Source organism: Micromonospora sp. WMMA2032 (assembly GCF_002688545.1).
GTDB classification, from domain to species: Bacteria; Actinomycetota; Actinomycetes; order Mycobacteriales; family Micromonosporaceae; genus Micromonospora; species Micromonospora sediminicola.
On record NZ_CP024052.1, the window covers coordinates 1076590 to 1094917 of the forward strand.

The 18328-nt window shown below is 73.8% G+C and carries 19 protein-coding genes and 1 pseudogene; 12 read left to right on the forward strand and 8 right to left on the reverse strand.

Going from position 1 to position 18328, the window contains the following annotated elements:
* The first annotated feature begins 149 nt into the window (after window positions 1-149).
* Window positions 150-1046, forward strand: a complete 897-nt coding sequence (locus CO540_RS04945) for an arginase family protein (protein ID WP_099161100.1) — start codon at window positions 150-152, stop codon at window positions 1044-1046.
* Here the strand turns inward: CO540_RS04945 and CO540_RS04950 are convergent.
* A complete protein-coding gene (locus tag CO540_RS04950; RefSeq protein WP_091574725.1) occupies window positions 1043-1453 on the reverse strand; it encodes an NUDIX domain-containing protein in 411 nt (136 codons plus the stop codon). The genes CO540_RS04945 and CO540_RS04950 overlap by 4 nt on opposite strands.
* Window positions 1454-1604: 151 nt before the next feature.
* On the opposite strand from CO540_RS04950, the gene CO540_RS04955 reads away from it, so the two are divergent.
* The 3 genes from CO540_RS04955 to CO540_RS04965 all read left to right on the forward strand — a co-directional run bounded on the left by CO540_RS04955 (window position 1605) and on the right by CO540_RS04965 (window position 5421).
* Window positions 1605-3716, forward strand: a complete 2112-nt coding sequence (locus tag CO540_RS04955) for a PQQ-dependent sugar dehydrogenase (RefSeq protein WP_253866471.1) — start codon at window positions 1605-1607, stop codon at window positions 3714-3716.
* 22 nt (window positions 3717-3738) lie between these two features.
* Window positions 3739-4680 (forward strand): sugar phosphate isomerase/epimerase, encoded by a 942-nt coding sequence (locus CO540_RS04960; protein ID WP_099161101.1) that lies wholly within the window; start codon window positions 3739-3741, stop codon window positions 4678-4680.
* A gap of 123 nt (window positions 4681-4803) precedes the next feature.
* On the forward strand, window positions 4804-5421 hold the full coding sequence (locus CO540_RS04965; protein ID WP_099161102.1) for a class I SAM-dependent methyltransferase: 618 nt from the start codon (window positions 4804-4806) through the stop codon (window positions 5419-5421).
* A 19-nt stretch (window positions 5422-5440) separates the two neighbouring features.
* Here the strand turns inward: CO540_RS04965 and CO540_RS04970 are convergent, their stop codons facing one another.
* Window positions 5441-5950 (reverse strand): pyridoxamine 5'-phosphate oxidase family protein, encoded by a 510-nt coding sequence (locus tag CO540_RS04970; protein ID WP_099161103.1) that lies wholly within the window; start codon window positions 5948-5950, stop codon window positions 5441-5443.
* Between the two features lie 66 nt (window positions 5951-6016).
* Complete coding sequence (locus tag CO540_RS04975) at window positions 6017-7015, reverse strand: LacI family DNA-binding transcriptional regulator (RefSeq protein WP_253866472.1); 999 nt, start codon at window positions 7013-7015, stop codon at window positions 6017-6019.
* Window positions 7016-7166: 151 nt separating this feature from the next.
* Here CO540_RS04975 and CO540_RS04980 point away from each other — a divergent pair, with 151 nt between their 5' ends.
* The 7 genes from CO540_RS04980 to CO540_RS05010 all read left to right on the forward strand — a co-directional run bounded on the left by CO540_RS04980 (window position 7167) and on the right by CO540_RS05010 (window position 13246).
* Complete coding sequence (locus CO540_RS04980; RefSeq protein ID WP_099161105.1) at window positions 7167-8318, forward strand: Gfo/Idh/MocA family protein; 1152 nt, start codon at window positions 7167-7169, stop codon at window positions 8316-8318.
* Entirely contained in the window at window positions 8315-9478 is a 1164-nt protein-coding gene (locus CO540_RS04985; protein ID WP_099161106.1) for a dihydrodipicolinate synthase family protein, read from the forward strand. Before CO540_RS04980 ends, CO540_RS04985 begins: the two co-directional genes overlap by 4 nt.
* Window positions 9475-10314, forward strand: a complete 840-nt coding sequence (locus CO540_RS04990; RefSeq protein WP_099161107.1) for a sugar phosphate isomerase/epimerase — start codon at window positions 9475-9477, stop codon at window positions 10312-10314. The genes CO540_RS04985 and CO540_RS04990 overlap by 4 nt, the downstream gene beginning before the upstream one ends.
* 82 nt (window positions 10315-10396) lie before the next feature.
* Window positions 10397-11575, forward strand: a complete 1179-nt coding sequence (locus CO540_RS04995) for an SGNH/GDSL hydrolase family protein (protein ID WP_099161108.1) — start codon at window positions 10397-10399, stop codon at window positions 11573-11575.
* Window positions 11576-11595: 20 nt separating this feature from the next.
* Window positions 11596-12183, forward strand: coding sequence for an adenylate kinase (locus CO540_RS05000; protein ID WP_253866474.1), 588 nt, complete (start codon window positions 11596-11598; stop codon window positions 12181-12183).
* 49 nt (window positions 12184-12232) lie between these two features.
* On the forward strand, window positions 12233-12592 hold the full coding sequence (locus tag CO540_RS05005; RefSeq protein ID WP_099161109.1) for a hypothetical protein: 360 nt from the start codon (window positions 12233-12235) through the stop codon (window positions 12590-12592).
* A gap of 153 nt (window positions 12593-12745) precedes the next feature.
* Window positions 12746-13246, forward strand: a complete 501-nt coding sequence (locus tag CO540_RS05010) for an HAD domain-containing protein (protein ID WP_099161110.1) — start codon at window positions 12746-12748, stop codon at window positions 13244-13246.
* Window positions 13247-13266: 20 nt separating this feature from the next.
* Here CO540_RS05010 and CO540_RS05015 read toward each other — a convergent pair whose 3' ends face one another.
* From CO540_RS05015 to CO540_RS05030, 4 genes and pseudogenes are all read right to left on the reverse strand, one after another.
* On the reverse strand, window positions 13267-13692 hold the full coding sequence (locus CO540_RS05015) for an integrase (protein WP_099164595.1): 426 nt from the start codon (window positions 13690-13692) through the stop codon (window positions 13267-13269).
* A 63-nt stretch (window positions 13693-13755) separates the two neighbouring features.
* Window positions 13756-15695, reverse strand: a pseudogene (locus CO540_RS05020) (beta-propeller domain-containing protein).
* Window positions 15696-15744: 49 nt separating this feature from the next.
* Entirely contained in the window at window positions 15745-16041 is a 297-nt protein-coding gene (locus CO540_RS05025; protein WP_099161111.1) for a MoaD/ThiS family protein, read from the reverse strand.
* Window positions 16038-17153 carry a sialidase family protein gene (locus CO540_RS05030; protein ID WP_099161112.1) on the reverse strand — a complete coding sequence of 372 codons (1116 nt, stop codon included), beginning with the start codon at window positions 17151-17153 and terminating at the stop codon, window positions 16038-16040. Before CO540_RS05030 ends, CO540_RS05025 begins: the two co-directional genes overlap by 4 nt.
* 163 nt (window positions 17154-17316) lie before the next feature.
* On the opposite strand from CO540_RS05030, the gene CO540_RS05035 reads away from it, so the two are divergent.
* Complete coding sequence (locus tag CO540_RS05035) at window positions 17317-17727, forward strand: MmcQ/YjbR family DNA-binding protein (protein ID WP_099161113.1); 411 nt, start codon at window positions 17317-17319, stop codon at window positions 17725-17727.
* A gap of 1 nt (window position 17728) precedes the next feature.
* Here CO540_RS05035 and CO540_RS05040 read toward each other — a convergent pair whose 3' ends face one another.
* Window positions 17729-18265 carry a GNAT family N-acetyltransferase gene (locus tag CO540_RS05040; protein WP_099161114.1) on the reverse strand — a complete coding sequence of 179 codons (537 nt, stop codon included), beginning with the start codon at window positions 18263-18265 and terminating at the stop codon, window positions 17729-17731.
* Between the last annotated feature and the right edge of the window lie 63 nt (window positions 18266-18328).

Consider the following 18328-nt stretch of genomic DNA (forward strand, 5'->3'; position numbering starts at 1 on the left):
CCGCACCCGCTCGGCACCGGGCTCACCGTCGCGGAGCTGCCCGGCGACGGCACCCCCGGTCGGCACCGGACGAACCGTCGCGGAGCTGCCGGGCCGGGGCAGGCGCCGGACGGGCGGACGTCGACTGTGGACGCGGTTAGGGTGAGCGGATGGGAACCCGCCGATGGACGGTCGTCGGCGCGCCGTCGAGCGCCGGCGCGCACACCCCCGGTGTCGAGCGCGCCCCGGCCGCCCTGCGCGCCGCCGGCCTGCTCGACCTGCTGGGCTCGGCCGTCGACGTGGAGGACGCCGGCGACACGGGCGGCTTCCGGTGGCGGCCGGATCCGGCGTACCCCCGGGGTCAGAACGCGGGCGCGGTGGCCGGCGTCGCCGCGGAGGTGGCCGCGGGCGTCGCGGCGGCGGTGGGCCGGGGGCGGACGCCGCTGGTGCTCGGCGGCGACTGCACCGTGACGATCGGCCTGGTGGCAGGGTGCGCGCGGGCCGGCCTGTCGCCGGCGCTGGTCTACGTGGACGGCGGGCCGGATCTCTACACGCCGCTGACCCGGCCGAACGGGAACCTGGACGCCACCGGCCTGGCGCACCTGCTCGGGCTGCCGGGGACGCTGCCGGAGGTGGCGGCGGTCGGGCCGAGTGTGCCGCTGCTGTCGCCGGAGCGGGTGGTGGTCTACGGGGACTCGCTGCCCCGGGGAGACCACGAGCGGGAGCTGGTGGCGGAGCTGGGGCTGGTCTACGTGCCGGCCGAGGAGGTGCACGCCGACCCGGGGGCGGCGGCACGCCGGGCCCGGGTGGTGGCGGAGGGCGCGGCGGACGGGTTCGTGGTGCACTTCGACGTGGACGTGCTGCGGTTCGTCGACGCGCCACTGGCCGACGTGCCGGAGCCGTTCGGGCTGAGCCTGGCCGAGGCGGCGGCGACGCTGGCGGAGCTGGTGGCGAGCCCGCGGTTCGTCGGGTTGTCGGTCACCGAGATCAACCCCGATCACCTGCCCGACGACGAGGTGCTCCCCCGGTTCGTCCGAGCGTTGGCCGGGGCGCTGACCGGGGGCTAGGCGTCCGCGAGGTGCAGCGGCAGGACCTTCGCGGTGCTGATCGCCAGCGGGCGGTCGAGCACCTGGTCCCGGGGCACGAAGACCATGGCCTGCCCCTCGCCGAGCACCACGTCCTCCTGCCGGGCGTCGGTGACGCCGCGGAAGACGTACACGGTGACGTCGTGCCCGAAGCCCTCCTCGTAGGGGCGGGGGCCGCTCCACAGCAGGTGCAGCTCGCCGGCGGTCAGGCCGGTCTCCTCGCGTAGCTCCCGGCGGGCGGCCTGTTCCGGCGTCTCCCCCGGCTCGATGCTCCCGCCGGGCAGGCTCCACTGGTGCGGCGACACGGTGGTGTTCCCGTCGCGGTGTTGCATCAGCACCGCGCCGGCCCGGTCGACGAGCAGGACGAGGGCGACGTCGTAGAAGGCCACGGACCCGAGGATGTCACACTCCCCCACTTTCCTCCGATGTGGACGAAAGTTCCGATAGAAGCACCGAAAGCTATAGACATATCGACATGCCTTTTGTAGCGTCGGCCACATCCCACGACCTGCCCGACCCGTCCCGAGCAAGGAGAGGCAGTTGACTGGACGACTCGCACTCGCCGTGGCCACGCTCACCGTCACGGCCCTCGTCGCCACCCCCACCGTCGCCACCGCCGCCCCCGGCACCACCGCGCCACCACCGGACAGCGCCTTCCAGAAGGTGACCCTCAACGACCATCCCGGCGAGCCGATGGACCTGGCGGTGCTGCCCGACCGCCGGGTGCTGCACGTGACCCGCGCCGGCGAGGTCTGGCTGCACAACCCCGCCACCGGCCGCAACACGGTCGCCGCCACGCTCGACGTCTACCGGCACGACGAGGAGGGCCTGCAGAACGTCGCCGTCGACCCGAACTTCGGCCGGGGCGGCAACAACTGGGTCTACCTCTACTACTCGCCGCCGATGGACACCCCGGTCGACGACCCGGCCACGCCGGACGTCAACGAGGGCGACGCCCCGGCCTGGGGCACCGAGGCGGACTTCGCGCCGTTCCGGGGCGTGCTGCGCCTGTCCCGGTTCCGGCTGGTGAAGGACACCCTCGACCTGCGCACCGAGCAGCGGATCCTGGACGTGCCGGTCGACCGGGGCATCTGCTGCCACGTCGGCGGCGACATCGTCTTCGACGCCAGGGGCAACCTCTACCTGTCCACCGGCGACGACACCAACCCGTTCGAGTCCGGCGGCTACGCGCCGATCGACGAGCGACCGGGCCGCAACCCGGCGTACGACGCGCAGCGCACCGCCGCCAACACCAACGACCTGCGCGGCAAGATCCTGCGGATCCGGGTCGGCGCCGACGGGTCGTACTCGATCCCGGACGGCAACCTGTTCCGCCGGGGCGCCCCGGGCACCCGCCCGGAGATCTACCTGATGGGCGTGCGCAACCCGTTCCGGATCGAGGTGAACCGGAACACCGGTGAGCTGTACGTGGCTGACTACTCCCCCGACGCCCGCGAGGCCGACCCGACGCGCGGCCCGGCCGGGCACGGCAAGTGGCTCGCCACCCGTCGGGCCGGCAACTTCGGCTGGCCCTACTGCGCCACCGCGGAGCTGCCCTACGTCGACCACGACTTCGCCACCGGAACGTCCGGGGCGCCGTTCGACTGCGCCGCGCCGGTCAACGACTCGCCGCACAACACCGGGCTGCGCAAGCTGCCCCCGGTGCAGCAGCCGCAGGTGGCGTACACGTACGGCGACTCGCCCCAGTTCCCCGAACTCGGCGACGGGGGCATCGGCCCGATGGCCGGCCCGGCGTACGACTTCGACCGCCGCGCCACCCGGGGCCGCACCGCGGTGGCCTGGCCGTCGTACTACGACGGGCTGCCGCTGTTCCACGAGTGGACCCGCGACTACGTCAAGGCCTTCCGGCAGGACAAGCGGGGTGCGGTGACCGGGATCGAGCCGGTGCTGCCCTCGGTCGTCTTCGACAACCCGATGGACCTGGAGTTCGGCCCGGACGGCGCGCTCTACGTGCTGGAGTACGGCGACGGCTACTTCAGCGAGAACCCGGACGCGCAGCTCGCCCGGATCGACCACATCGCCTTCACCGGCAACCACACGCCGGTGCCGGCGGCGTCCGCCACCCCCACCGCCGGGGTCGCCCCGCTGACCGTCACCTTCTCCAGCGCGGGCACCACCGACGCCGACGGCGACCGGCTGCGCTACGAGTGGTACCTCGACGACGACGACCGGGTCGACTCGCGCGCGCCGAACCCGACGTTCACCTACCGGGAGAACGGCCTCTACCGGGCGACGCTGACGGTCACCGACCAGGTGGGTCGCTCCGCGTCGGCCGAGGTGCAGGTCGTGGTCGGCAACGCACCGCCGGTGGTGGAGCTGGTCGACCCGGTCGAGGGCCAGCCGTTCGCCTTCGGCGACACCGTCACCTTCCAGGTGCGGGTGACCGACGACCAGCCGGTGGACTGCGCCCGGGTCACCGTCACCTACATCCTCGGCCACGACAGCCACGGGCACCCGCAGACCACGGCCAGCGGGTGCACCGGCTCGATCACCACCACCGTCCCGGAGGGACACGACCCGGAGACCGACAACCTCACCGGTGTCTTCGTCGCCAGCTACACCGACGCCGGCAGCGACGGCCTGCCGCCGCTGACCGGCACCGACCAGGTCGTCCTGGTCCCCTCCGCGTAGGACCCGCGAAAAGGAGAAAGCCATGTGCTACGGATTCGACGGAGAGGCCGCGCTGCGGCAGTCCCTGGACCGACGCAACCTGCTGCGCGGCTCGCTGGCGGCGCTGGCCGGCGTCGGGCTGGCCTCCGGGCTCGGCGCGACCGCCGCCCAGGCCGGCGGGCACCACCACGGGCGGCGGCACGTGCCGAAGGAGCTGATCAGCATCCAGCTCTGGACGGTCCGCGACGCGCTCAACGGCTCACCCGGCTACGACGCGACGCTGGCCCACCTGGCCCGGATCGGCTACCCCCGGGTGGAGCTGGCGCTGGGCTACTTCGGCCGCACCGCCGCGCAGCTGCGCCGGTTCCTCGACGGCATCGGCATCAAGGCCAGCTCCAGCCACGACGGCATCGCCGCCGACGCCGCCGGGCTGGAACAGAAGATCGCCAACGCCCGTACGCTGGGCCAGCGCTTCATGGTGGTGCCGTACCTGAACTCCGACAAGGAGGACGACTGGAAGCGGTGGGCGGAGCAGATGAACGTCGAGGCCGCCGCGGCGCGCAAGGCCGGCCTGCGCTACGGCTACCACAACCACGCCCACGAGTTCACCATCGACTTCGGCAACGGCCGACGCCCGTGGGACGTGCTGACCGAGGAACTCGACCCGCGCCTGGTCCACCTGGAGATCGACCTCTACTGGGCGGTGACCGGCGGCATCAACTCCGGTGAGGGCGTCGAGGACCCGGAGGGCTTCGCGCTCGACGTGATCCGTTGCGCGCCGCAGCGGGTTCTGCAATACCACGTCAAGGACCGCGACCCGGCCACCGGCGACATGGCCGACCTGGGCACCGGGATGATCGACTTCGCCCGCATCTTCCGCCGGCACCAGGTGCTGGAGTACATCGTGGAGAACGACACCCCGGACGTGACGCCGCAGCAGACCGCCGCCGTCGGCTACCGCTACCTGCGCCGGCTGACCTACTGACACACGCCCGGTGATGCCGGGGCCGGCCCACCGCCGGCCCCGGCGTCGCGCGTGGTGGGGCCCCCGGCCGCCGCCGGACGTGGCACGCTCGGGTGGGTCACGCACCGACCGAGGGGATACGCGATGACCGACGAGCCGGACGAGGTCCACTACGACCGTCTCTACCGCGACACCCGGCGCCCGCCCTGGGAGATCGGCGGGCCGCAGCCGGCGCTCGCCGCGGTCCTCGACACCGGGGTACGCGGCCCCCGCGTGCTCGACGTCGGCTGCGGCACCGGTGAGCTGGCTCTGGCGTTGGCCCGGCGGGGCCTCGACGTGACCGGTGTCGACCTCTCCCCGGTGGCGATCGACCTGGCCCGGGCCAAGGCCGCCGAGGCGGGTCTGCCGGTGCGCTTCGAGGTGTGCGACGCCACCCGGATCCCGGTGCCGGACACGCCGTACGACTCCGTGTTCGACTCCGGGCTGCTGCACACGCTGGACCGCCGCGGGGCCGCGGTCGGCGACTACCTGGCGCTCCTGCCGCGCCTGACCGCGCCGGGCGGCACCGTGTTCGTGCTGGCGGTGTCGCCGGAGGCCGGCCAGGACTTCGGCCTGGCCGCCGACACCCTGCGCGCGGCGTTTCCCGAGCCGACCTGGACGGGGACCACTGTCGCGCCGATCGACGTGCTGGCCCGGGTCGAGTCCGGTGAGTTGCGCCTGGCCGGCAACCTCCTGCGCACCGTGCGCTCCCCGGCGTCGTGACGGATCTCGCCGGGCGGGGTCAGCGGCGCCAGTGCTGGCGCGGGGCGTAGCCGTCGCGGCGCAGCCAGTGCTCGGTGTAGACGATCCGGTCGGCCTCGACCACGACGAGCGTCTCCCGGGGCGGCTCGGACAGGGGGCGGCCGCGCTCGACGTGCTCGTTCTGCCAGCGGAACGCCGACCAGTGGTGTGCGTGGTCGGGGTGGTCGGGGGCGAGCACCCGGGCGGTGCCGAAGACCTGCGCGCCGCGGCTGCTGGCCAGCCCGACCAGGGGCGCGAAGACGCCGACGGACACGCGCGGGTCGGCGGCGATGTTGCGCATCTTCGGTGAGCGCGGCGCGGCGGTGAACATCAGCGCGAAGTCGAGCGGGTAGTAGCGCACCGGGGTGGCCAGCGGCCCGTCCGGACCGGTGGTGGCGAGCACGCACATGTTCTGCGACGACAGCAGGTTGAGGATGCGTTCCTCGAGCCGGTCCCGGTCCAGCTTCCCGGTGGGTGTCGGCCCGGCCAGCCACGGGTTCGTCACCGGCACGACGTGTCCTCGATCATGGCGGCACCCTACCGGGCCGCTCATCCCCGGGTGGGCCGGCGCCGGGGGTCACGCGCCGAGCTTGGCGGTACTGGCTCGCACGACCACCTCGCCGTCCATGCGCACGATCCGTCGGCGGCGGCCGGTGTTCTCGGTGAGCGCCATCTCCATCGCCTTCTCGCCGAGCTGTTGCAGCGGCAGCGCCACGGTGGTCAGCGGCGGGGTCAGGTCGCGGACGATCGGGATGTCGTCGAAGCCGGCGACGGACACGTCGCCGGGCACGGACAGGCCGTGGTCGCGCAGTGCCGCGTACGCGCCGACGGCCATCACGTCGGTCAACGCGAACACGCAGGTGGCGTCCCGTCCGCGGGTGAGCAGCTCGGTCATCGCCTGGTAGCCGCCGTCGCGGGTGAACGGCCCCTCGACCACGGCGGCCGGGTCGAGCGTCACGCCGGCGGCGGCCAGCTCGTCGCGGAAGCCGCCGAGACGGTCGATGACGGTGGTGAGCGCGCGCGGGCCGGACAGCACGGCGAAGCGACGGTGGCCCAGCTCCAGCAGTGTGCGGGCCATGGCGGCGGCGCCGGCCCGGTTCTCCGGGAGCACGCTGTCGACCTTGAGGCTGCGGTGGCGGCTGACCACCGCGACCCGGCCCCCGCCGTCGAGGTAGGGCTTCAGCTCGGCCTCCATGGCCCGCTCCCAGCGGGTGTCCTCGAAGCCGGAGCCGATGAGCAGGATGGCCGGGGCGCGCTCGGCGCGCAGCATCGACACGTAGGCGATCTCGCGCTCCGGGTCGCGGAACGTGCTGGCCAGCATGACCAGCAGGTCGTTGGCGCCGGCGACGCGCATGACGCCGCCGGCGACGGCGGCGAAGTAGGGGTCGGTGACGTCGTGGCAGATGACGCCGACGGTGCGGTGGGAGGCGCCGGCCAGCGCCCGGGCGTGCGCGTTCGGGGTGTAGGCGAGCTGCGCGGCGGCGGCCAGGACGCGGTCGCGCAGCTGCGGGGTGACGCGCATGCCGTTGAGCGCCCGGGAGGCCGTGGCCAGCGAGACGTCGGCGGCTCTGGCCACGTCTTCCAGGGTCACGTGCGTCCGTGGTTGCATCGATATCCCCCTACGGAACGTCTTGACCCGGCTGTCGGAGCGTGGCTACCGTAACATCCTGAAAGCGCTTACTGAAAGCGCATTCAGGCTTCTGGCCGACCACCTCGGGAGGACACACGTGGAGCGCACGTCCATCGGGATCATCCTCAACGGCGTGACCGGACGAATGGGCTACCGACAGCACCTCGTCCGATCCCTGCTCGCCATCCGCGAGCAGGGCGGCCTGCCCGCCCGCGACGGCAGCCTCATCTGGCCGGAGCTGACCCTGGTGGGCCGCAACGAGGCCCGGCTCGCCGAGATCGCCGCCCGGCACGGGCTGGACTCGTACACCACCGACCTGGACGCGGCGCTCGCCGACGACGCCCACCGGATCTACTTCGACGCGCAGGTGACCGCCCAGCGGGAGAAGGCGATCCGGGCGGCGATCGAGGCCGGCAGGCACGTCTACACCGAGAAGCCCCTCGCCGAGGGGCTGACCGGGTCGCTGGAGCTGGCCCGGCTCGCCGCGGCGCGGGGCGTGAAGAACGGCGTGGTGCAGGACAAGCTGTTCCTGCCCGGGCTGCGCAAGCTCAAGCGGCTGGTCGACGGCGGGTTCTTCGGCCGGATCCTGTCCGTTCGCGGGGAGTTCGGCTACTGGGTGTTCGAGGGCGACTGGCAGGACGCGCAGCGACCCAGCTGGAACTACCGCGCCGAGGACGGCGGCGGGATCACCGTCGACATGTTCCCGCACTGGCACTACGTGCTGGAGCAGATCTTCGGCCCGGTCACCGCCGTCACCGCCGTCACCGCCACGCACGTGCCCGAACGGGTGGACGAGAACGGGGTCACCTACCGGGCCACCGCCGACGACGCCGCGTACGGGATCTTCGAACTGGCCGGCGGCATCGTCGCGCAGATCAACTCCTCGTGGGCGGTCCGGGTGTACCGGGACGAGCTGGTCGAGTTCCAGGTCGACGGCACGCACGGCAGCGCGGTGGCCGGGCTGCGCGAGTGCCGCATCCAGCACCGCGGCGCCACCCCGATGCCGGTGTGGAACCCGGACCTGCCGGTCACCGAACCGTTCCGCGCCCAGTGGCAGACCGTGCCGGACAACGCCGACTACGACAACGGGTTCAAGGTGCAGTGGGAGTCGTTCCTGCGGCACGTCGTCGACGACGAACCGTTCCCGTGGGACTTCATGGCCGGCGCCCGCGGGGTGCAGCTCGCCGAGGCCGGCCTGCGCTCCGCCCGGGAGGGCCGGCGGATCACCGTCGAGGAGATCGCCCGGTGACCGCGCGGATCACCCTGCCCCGGCCCGGCGGCGGCACCGAGTCACGCACGCTGCGCGAACCCGCCGGCTGGCACCGGCCGGACGGACCGCCCGCCAGCCGGATCGCGTACGCGGCGGCGCACGTGGTCGCCGACCCGTACGCCGACAACGCCCCGGACGCTCCCGCGCGACTGGACTGGGACGCCACCCTCGCCGTACGGCGCGACCTGTGGTCGTGGGGGCTCGGCGTGGCCGAGGCGATGGACACCGCGCAGCGCGGGATGGGGCTGGACTGGGCGGCCACCCGCGACCTGATCCGGCGCAGCGCCGCCGAGGCCGCCGCGTGCGGCGGACGGATCGTCGCCGGGGCCGCCACCGACCAGCTTCCCGGCGTGCCCGACACGCTCGACGAGGTCGTCGCCGCGTACGCCGAGCAGGTCGGGTACGTGCAGGAGTGCGGCGCGGTCGCGGTGGTGATGGCCAGCCGTCAGCTCGCCGCGCTCGCCACTGGACCGGACGACTACGTGCGCGTCTACGAGCGGGTGCTGCGCGAGGCCGGCGCGCCGGTGGTGCTGCACTGGCTCGGCGACATGTTCGACCCCGCCCTGGCCGGCTACTGGGGCTCGACCGACCTGGACGAGGCCACCAGGACGTTCGTCGCGCTGGTGCACGCCCACGCCGACGTCGTCAACGGGGTGAAGGTGTCGCTGCTGGACGCCGGCCGGGAGGTGCGGCTGCGCGAGCTGCTGCCGCCCACGGTGAAGGTCTACACCGGCGACGACTACCACTACCCGGAGCTGATCGAGGGCGACGGCGCGCGGTCCAGTCACGCCCTGCTGGGCGCGTTCGCGGCCATCGCCCCGGCCGCGTCGGCCGCGCTGCAACGGCTCGACGCCGGGGACCAGGCCGGTTTCCGGGCGATCCTCGACCCGACCGTGCCGTTGTCCCGGCACGTGTTCGCCCCGCCCACGCGCTACTACAAGACCGGCATCGCGTTCCTGTCCTGGCTGCGCGGCCTGCAACCCGGCTTCACCATGGTCGGCGGTCTGCACGGCGGGCGCGGCGTCCCGCACCTGGTCGAGGCGTTCCGGCTGGCCGACAGCGCCGGACTGCTGCTCGACCCGGAGCTGGCCGCGCGGCGGATGCGCGCGTACCTCGACGTCGCGGGCGTGGCCGGATGACCGCCGACCCGCGGCTGGCGAAGCTGTCGCTCAACCAGCGCACCACGCGACGCTGGTCGGTCCGGGAGGCGGTCGACGGCTGCGTCCGCGCCGGCATCCCGGCCATCGGGCTGTGGCGCGAACCGGTCGCCGAGATCGGCGTACCGGCCGCCGCGACGCTCGTCGCCGACGCCGGGCTGCGGGTGTCGTCGCTGTGCCGGGGCGGTTTCCTCACCGCCGACGGCGATGCCGCCCGGGCCGAGGCGCTGGTCGACAACCGGCGCGCCATCGACGAGGCGGCCGGGCTCGGCACCGACTGCCTGGTCCTGGTCGTCGGGGGTCTGCCGCCGGGCTCGCGTGACCTGTCCGGCGCCCGGCAGCGGGTCGCCGACGCCCTGGTCGAGCTGGCCCCCTACGCGGGCGAGCGCGGGGTACGCCTCGCGTTGGAGCCTCTGCACCCGATGTACTGCGCCGACCGGGCGGTGCTGTCCACGCTCGGGCAGGCGCTCGACCTGGCCGAGGCGTTCCCCGTCGAGCAGGTCGGCGTCGTGGTGGACACGTTCCACGTCTGGTGGGACCCGGACGTGTGGCGGCAGATCGCCCGCGCCGGGCACCGCATCGCGAGCTTCCAGGTGTGCGACTTCCTCACCCCGCTGCCGGCCGACGTCCTGCTCGGGCGGGGCATGATGGGCGACGGGCACATCGACTTCCCACCGCTGCGGCGGGCCGTGGAGGCCGCCGGGTACACCGGCGACACCGAGGTGGAGATCTTCAACGCCGAGGTGTGGGCGACCGACCCGGACCGGGTCCTCGCGACCATGGCCGAGCGCTACGTCGAACTGGTGCTGGCCGACTGAGGCGGTCGCCGCCGGCGGCACGAGTCGGGCCTGTCGGACGAATCAGGTGGCCGCGGGGCCCGGAACGGGGCAGGATCTGATCATGACGTCCGCCCACCCCTGGATCACCACGCCCATCACCACCGACCTGCTGCGCGGGGCACTCGACCTGGAACGCACCGCGCACGGCGTGCTGCCGCACCGGCTGCCCGCGCCGGCCCGGGCCCGCAACACCGACCCGCAGGTGGCGATGGCCGAGGCGATGCCCTCCGGCGTACGGCTGGTGTTCCGCAGCCGCGCCACCGCCGTGGAGCTGGACGTGCTTCCCACCAAGATGGTCTACCGCGGCACCCCGCCGCGTCCCGACGGCCGCTACGACCTGCTGGTCGACGGGCGCCTGACCGGGCAGGCCACGGCCGACGGCGGCAAGGTGCTCACCATCGACCTGACCACCGGCACGGCGACCACCGAGCCCGGTCCGGTCGGCACCGTCCGCTTCACCGACCTGCCCGCCACCGACAAGGACGTCGAGATCTGGCTGCCGCAGCGCGAGATCACCGAGTTGGTGGCGCTGCGCACCGACGCGCCGGTGGAGACCGTCGGCGACCGGGGCCGGGGGGTGTGGCTGCACCACGGCAGCTCGATCAGCCACGGCTCGGACGCGGAGAGCCCGACCGGCACCTGGCCGGCGATCGCCGCCGGCCTGGCCGGGGTGGAACTGGTCAACCTCGGCTTCAGCGGCAGCGCGCTGCTCGACCCGTTCACCGCCCGGGCCATGCGGGACACCCCGGCGGACCTGATCAGCGTGAAGATCGGCATCAACCTGGTGAACAGCGACGTGATGCGGTTGCGCGCGTTCACCCCCGCGGTGCACGGCTTCCTCGACACGCTGCGCGACGGGCACCCGGACACCCCGCTGCTCGTCGTGTCGTCCATCCTCTGCCCGATCCAGGAGGACACCCCCGGCCCGGGCGCCGCCGACCTCAGCACCGGCACGCTGCGGTTCCGCGCCACCGGTGACCCGGCCGAACAGACCGCGGGCAAACTCACCCTGCGGGTCATCCGCGCCGAACTGGCCCGGATCGTCGCGACCCGGGCCGCCGAGGACCCGCACCTGCACTACCTGAACGGGCTGGACCTCTACGGCGAGGCGGACTTCGCCGAGCTGCCCCTGCCCGACGACCTGCACCCCGACCCGGTCGCGGACCGCCGGATCGGCGAGCGCTTCGCCGCGCTGGCGTTCGGCCCCGGCGGTCCGTTCGCCGCCGACGCGCGACGGTGACGACGACGTAGGCTGCGTCGGTGACGACACCGGCTCGCATACTCGTCTACGGTGTCTACGGCGCCGGCAAGTCGACACTGGCGCAGCGGCTGGCCGAGCGCCTCGACCTGCCGTGGTGCCCGGTGGACGACCTGCTGTGGCAGCCCGGTTGGGTGGAGGTGCCGGTCGACGAGCAGCGCCGCCGGATCGAGGCGGTCTGCCGGCGCGACCGCTGGATCCTCGACGGGGCGTACCACGGCTGGCGGGACGTCGTGCTGGCCCGCGCCGACCTGGTCGTCGGCCTGGACTACCCGCGCCGGCTCTCCTTCTGGCGGCTGCTGCGCCGCACCGCCCGCCGCCTGGTCAGCGGGGAGGAGATCTGCAACGGCAACCGGGAGTCGCTGCGCAGCGTGGTGTCCCGCGACTCGGTCCTGGTGTGGCACGTCGCCGCGTTCGGCCGTGCCCGGCGGCGGATGCGTGCCTGGCACGCCGACCCGGCCGGGCCGCCGGTGCTGCTGTTCCGCGACCCGGCGGCCCTGGACCGCTGGGTGGCCGGCCTGCCCGCCTCCGCCGCCGGACGGGCTGGTCGGATCGGTCGGGCTGGTCGGGCGCCGCTCGACGGTGTGTGATGAGGGCAGGATCCGGGTGGCGCCGGACCCCTCGGCCGGAGGAGGACGCATGGCACACGGCCCGGTGCTCGTCATCGGTCTCGACCCCACCCGCTTCCCGGACTGGGACCCGGAGCCGGTCCTGGCCGCGATCGCACGCGGCCACGCCCGGTTCGCGGAGCACGGGATCGAGGCGGACCTGTGCCTGACGGCGGCCGACGCGGAGGGCGAGCAGACGATCGTGGCGGCGCTGACCCGCACGGAGTACGCCTGCGTGGTGGTCGGCGGCGGCATCCGCAAGCACGAGCCGCTGCTCGGCTTCTTCGAGCGGGTCGTCAACCTGATCCGGCGACACGCTCCGGGCGCAGCGATCGCCTTCAACAGCACGCCCGAGGACACCGTGGACGCCGCGCTGCGCCACGTGCGCTAGATCGCTCCGCTCGGGGCAACCGTGTCACTGTCCGTGATGACGCGTCGGGGCACCAGCACTTAGCACCGATATACCGCTGGGTCATAATCATGACTCAGCGGTATATCGGTCTCAGGTGACCACTCGTTCTCACCGCGACGGTACGGTTCCGGAGTGGATCCGGGACGCTGCCTTCTCTTCCTGGACGTCGACGGCACCCTCATCCCGTTCGCCGACCGGCCGGGCGACCGGCCCCTGACGCCGACGGGACCGGACCACGGCAACCCGCTCCTGCACCGGCTCGACCCCGACGACGGGGACCGGTTGACGGCGCTGGGCTGCCGCCTGGTCTGGGCGACCACCTGGCTGCACGACGCGAACGAGGTCCTCGCGCCCCGGCTCGGCCTCCCGGCGCTCCCCGTCGTGACGTGGCCGGACGACGACGAGCAGCCGGTCGGTGGGCCGCACTGGAAGACCACCCACCTCGTACGGTGGGCGGCCGGACGGCCGTTCGTGTGGCTCGACGACGAGATCACCGACGCGGACCGACGGTGGATCGCACGCCACCACCGGGCACGGGCACTGGCCCACCGGGTCGACCCGTCCACCGGGCTGACCGAGGCGGACCTGGCGATGGTGCGCCGTTGGCTGGACGCGCCCGTCCCGGTCGCCTGACCGGGGCCGGCCGCCGCCGGTCAACCGGCCGCCGGGGCGGGCTGCGCCTCTGCGACGCGCCGTGTGGGATCGCCTCCGCCGAGGCCGCGAAGCCGGTCGGTGAGCAGGAAGTCGGGCCACCGGAACCGGGAGGCGTGTTCCCGCTCGGCGAGCACGAACGTGCCGCCACGACGGTCGGGCCGCCAGCCGTTGCGCAGGGCGTAACCGACGACGGCGCGCACGTCGGCCGGCGTCGGGTAGGCGCCGTCGGTCGCGCACGCGGACCACGGTGTGCCCCAGGCGGTGGACAACAGATCGGCCTGGAGCGCCTCGCCGGTCTTGCCGGCGCCCCACACCCGCAGCCGGATGCACCGGTGGCAGTCACCGCTGCCCGGCACGTGCCGGATCTCCGCACGCCAGGTGAACATCCGCCCGTCGATCCACAACCGCCGCAGTCGCCTACGCATGGAGGCCATGCTGCCCGGCGCGTCCGGGCCGGACCACTCGATTACCCGGGCGGCCGACCCGGGTCAGTCCGTCGGCACCCAGGCCAGCGGCGTCATGCCGGACAGGGCGGTCGCCTTCAACCCGGCGTCGGACACCGTCCACAACACCCCGTCGACCACCAGCGACCGGCGGATCGGCGTCCACTCCCCGCCGTCGCGCAGGGACGTCGGATGCTCGACCGTGCCGGCCACGGTGAACCCGGTGTCGGTGACCCGTAGCACCAGCACGCCGTGGCTCGGCCGGCCCTTGCCGCCCTCGGCGCCGGCCCGGTCGGTCGCCACGCCGGGTCGGCCCACCGGGACGGCCACCAGGCGCTCCGGCGCCCAGTAGAGGAAGGCGTGCGGGTCGGACTCCACCTCGGACCAGCCCCCGCGACGTGGTGCTGGGCGATCCGGGACGAATGGGTCGGGTCGGCCACGTCGAAGAGGGACACCTGCGTGCCCTGGACCTGACCCCGGGCGGACGCCTCCTGCCCGACCCCCAGCAGCCGACCGTCCCCGGCCGGGTGCAGGTACGACGAGTAGCCGGTGATCTTCAACTCGCCGGTCACCCGGGGCGCGGCCGGATCGCGCAGGTCCACCGTGTACAGCGGATCGACCTGCCGGAACGTCACCACGTAACCGGTGTCACCGAGGAACCGGACGGAGTGGATCCGCTCGCCCCGGCCCAGCCCGGTGACCTGGCCGACCCGGGTCAACGCCGGACCGTCGGCGCGCAGCACGTACACGCCCGACTCGGAGCGGCTACCGCCGCCCCAGACATCGCCGGTGGTGGTCGCCACCCGCAGGTGACCGTTCCACTCCGACAGGGCGTACTGGTTGATCAAGAAGCCCGGCACGGAGCCGGCGGCGACGTAGCGCGGGGTGCCCGCGGAGGTGTCGAACTGGAAGATCTCCGTGCCGGTCGACCCGGACCCGCCGTCGCGCGCCCGCCAGCGCTGGTCGTTGACCACGTAGAGGCGCGGGCCGGTGCCGTAGACGGTGTCACCGTCGGCGACCACTGTCACCGGATCGCCCGTGCCGAGGGCGTCCGCGCCGAGGTCGAAGCTGAGCACGGTCACCAAGGAGGCCCCGGAGAACCGGGGCGGCCGGCTGACCCGGTCGCAGCCGACCTGCCCGGTGGTGGTGCGGCCGCCCTCGCGGACCTCGTACCGGGGCAGCCAGTCGTCGATCGTGGCCCGGTCGACGACGGCGCGGTTGGCGGCGGTGCGCTGCGCGTCGGTGCCCTTGCGCGGCTGCGGGAACGTCAGTCGCGGCGTCGACCGGATCACGACGCGGGCGGTCGCGCCGACCTGCCGCGCGTCGACCAGGCTGCCGTCGATCCGGTACTCGGCGACGATCCTCGGCGCGCCGGCCAGGTCGACCAGCACCAGGCGCGGCCGACCCACCTCGGCCGGGCCAGGACGCGCCCGGTCCACGGCCGGCTTGGTGACCCACGGGGCGCGCAGCAGCACGAGCGCGCGGTCGCCGTGCAGCAGCAGATCGCCGTCGGCGCGGGCGAACCGTTCGGTGGTGCGGTCGAGAACGAGCCGGCCGGTCAGCCGGCGGCTCACCGGGTCGACCACGGACAGCACACCGCGCCCGAGCGTGACGATGCGTCGTCCGTCGGTCTTGACCAGGTCCGGCTCGTCCACGCCGGCCTCGTGCACGGTGGTGCCCGAGTAGCCGCCCGCGCCCGCCGCCGGGGCCTGCTTCGTCACGGCCCCGTCGGCCCGCTCCGCCGCGGCCATCGGCACCGCACGGCCGAACGGGTCGAGGCCCCACGGGCCGACCACGGCCTTCGCCGCGGTGCGGAGCTGCCGCAGCGCCTCGGCACAGGAGTCGAAGGCGACCAGCCGCAGCCCGCCGGCCGGCAGCACCCGGTCCCGCGGCGGGGGCGGAGCGGGCGCGGGCCCGGTGCAGCCGGCGAGGGTCAGCGCGGCGACCACCGCCCATCCGATGGCTCGGGTTCTCCCACAGGTCATGACTCGTCAGACGTCGCCACACCGGGCGCGGTTCCCGCGCCGGCGCGGTTCAGCCGCCGGCCATCGCGCCGAGCACGATGAACGGCTCCTTGCCGGCGACCACCTCCTCGGGCAGCGGCGCGTCCGGCGGCTCGTGGGACAGGTCCAGCTCGCAGGCGTAGAAGCGGACGAACGGACGACGCTCGCCGCTGTGCCGGTCGCGGATCGTGCCCAGCAGCATCGGGTACGCGGTCTCCAGCGCGTCCAGCACCTCCCGCTGGGTGGGCGGGCCGGCCACCTCGACGCGTACCTCGCCGGTGACGTGCGCCAGGTTCTTCAGGTGGGCGGGCAGCACCACCCGGATCACGGCAGCACCTGGACCTCGACGGAGAGCACCGCCGGCAGGTCCCGCACGATCGGCGCCCAGGTGTCACCGGCGTCGGCCGAGTGGTAGACCTGACCACCGGTGGTGCCGAAGTAGATCCCGCACGGGTCGAGGGTGTCGACCGCCATGGCGTCACGCAGCACGTTGACGTAGCAGTGCGACTGCGGCAGGCCCTCGGTCAACGGCTCCCAGTGCTCGCCGCCGGTGCGGCTGCGGTAGACGCGCAGCTTGCCCTCCGGCGGGTAGTGCAGCGAGTCGCTGGTGATCGGCACCACGTAAATCGTCTCCGGCTCGTGGGCGTGCACCGCGATCGGGAAGCCGAAGTCCGTGGGCAGGTCGCCGCTGACCTCGCGCCAGCTCGCGCCGGCGTCGTCGGTGCGCATGACGTCCCAGTGCTTCTGCATGAACAGCGTGTCCGGCCGGGACGGGTGCTGGGCGAGGCGGTGCACGCAGTGGCCGACCTCGGCGTCGCCGTCGGGGATCTCCCCCGAGCGCAGGCCCTTGTTGATCGGCAGCCAGCTCGCGCCGCCGTCGTCGCTGCGGAACGCGCCCGCGGCGGAGATCGCGACGTAGATCCGGTCGCGGTCGGCCGGGTCGAGCAGGATCGTGTGCAGGCACATCCCGCCCGCGCCGGGCTGCCAGGAGGGGCCGGTCGGGTGCTGGCGCAGGGCGGTCAGCTCCGACCACTTCTGCCCGCCGTCGGTGGAGACGTAGAGGGCGGCGTCCTCGCCGCCGGCGTAGACCGTCTCGGGGTCGTGACGGGAGGGCTCGAGATGCCAGATCCGCTTGAACTCCCACGGCCGGGGAGTGCCGTCGAACCAGAGGTGCTGCCCGACCTCGCCGCTGTAGGCGAAGTCGTTGCCGACCGTGTTCCAGGACCGGCCGCCGTCGTCCGAGCGCTGGATCAGCTGCCCGAACCAGCCGCCGGACTGGGACGCGTAGAGCCGGTCCGGCTCGACCGGCGAGCCGGTCAGATGGTAGATCTCCCAGCCACCGAAGTGGGGGCCGTCCACCGTCCAGTCGTCGCGCCGACCGTCCGACGTCAGGATGAACGCGCCCTTGCGCGTGCCGACAAGTACCCGTGTGGTGGTCACGTCTTCGCCTCCGTTCGACCGTTCTCCAGGGTCTGACCGTGCGCCGTGCCGAAACTCATCGCTGTCGTACTCCCCGGGTACGACAATCGGCGTGCGGACGGGCGGCGGCAAGGCCGCCGCGCCGGCCGTCCGGTCTGTCGGTGGGGGCCGTTAACCTGCGCGCATGAGCGGCCCCGGAGACGTACCGTCCGCATACCTCGACCGCCTGCGGCCGGTCTGCCTCGGCCTGCCGGAAACCTACGAGGAGCCGGCCTGGGTGGGCACCCGCTGGCGGATCCGGTCGCGCACGTTCGCCCACGTGCGCACCGTCGGCCCCGACCACCAGACGGCCACCGACCGGGCCGCGACGGGTGACGATCCGCTCTGCGTGCTGACGTTCCGCTCTCCCGGCGACGAGATCGCCGGGCTGCTGGCGGCCGGCCTGCCCTTCTACTCACCCGGCTGGGGCGCCGACGTGGTCGGGATGGCGCTCGACGACGCGACCGACTGGACCGAGGTCGCCGAACTGCTCACCGAGAGCTACTGCGTGCTGGCGCCGAGGAAGCTGGTCGCGCTCGTCGACCGGCCGGGGTGAGTCAGCCGAGCTTCTTGCGCAGCGTCTCGAACGCCAGGTCCGGCCGGCGCGGCAGGCCGAAACGCTCGTCGCCGTAGGGGAACGGGCTCCGCTCGCCGGTGCGGGTGTAGCCGCGCCGCTCGTACCAGGCGATCAGGTCGTCGCGCTGGACGATGACGGTCATCCGCATCTCGCCGGCGTGCCACTGCTCCCGGGCGTACCGCTCCGCCTCGGCCAGCAGCTCCCGGCCCAGCCCGCCGCCCTGCCGTCCCGGCGACACCGCGAACATGCCGAAGTAGACGTGGTCGTCACGGCGTTCCAGCTGACAGCAGGCGACCGGGGCGTCCTGCTCGGTCAGGACCAGGACCACGCCGTCCGGGGCGGTCACCGCGGCGGACACCATCTCCGGGTCGGTGCGCTGCCCGTCGAGCAGGTCCGCCTCGTGGGTCCAGCCCGCCCGGGCGCGCTCGCCGCGGTAGGCCGACTCGATCAGGTCGACGAGCGCGGCGACGTCGGCGGGTCCGGCGACCCGGACGGCACGGGGTGCGGGGCTGGTCATCGCTGGTCTCCACGGTCGCGGCGGCGTACCGGGCCAGCGTACGCAGGCCGCGGTGCGACGCAC

What these genes read in the sequence shown, in the direction of transcription:
- CO540_RS04945 (WP_099161100.1), top strand. Translation starts at nt 150, where the DNA reads ATGGGAACCCGCCGATGGACGGTCGTCGGCGCGCCGTCGAGCGCCGGC.
- CO540_RS04960 (WP_099161101.1), top strand. Translation starts at nt 3,739, where the DNA reads ATGTGCTACGGATTCGACGGAGAGGCCGCGCTGCGGCAGTCCCTGGAC.
- CO540_RS04965 (WP_099161102.1), top strand. Translation starts at nt 4,804, where the DNA reads ATGACCGACGAGCCGGACGAGGTCCACTACGACCGTCTCTACCGCGAC.
- CO540_RS04990 (WP_099161107.1), top strand. Translation starts at nt 9,475, where the DNA reads ATGACCGCCGACCCGCGGCTGGCGAAGCTGTCGCTCAACCAGCGCACC.
- CO540_RS04995 (WP_099161108.1), top strand. Translation starts at nt 10,397, where the DNA reads ATGACGTCCGCCCACCCCTGGATCACCACGCCCATCACCACCGACCTG.
- CO540_RS05005 (WP_099161109.1), top strand. Translation starts at nt 12,233, where the DNA reads ATGGCACACGGCCCGGTGCTCGTCATCGGTCTCGACCCCACCCGCTTC.
- CO540_RS05015 (WP_099164595.1), bottom strand. Translation starts at nt 13,692, where the DNA reads ATGCGTAGGCGACTGCGGCGGTTGTGGATCGACGGGCGGATGTTCACC.
- CO540_RS05035 (WP_099161113.1), top strand. Translation starts at nt 17,317, where the DNA reads ATGAGCGGCCCCGGAGACGTACCGTCCGCATACCTCGACCGCCTGCGG.
- CO540_RS05040 (WP_099161114.1), bottom strand. Translation starts at nt 18,265, where the DNA reads ATGACCAGCCCCGCACCCCGTGCCGTCCGGGTCGCCGGACCCGCCGAC.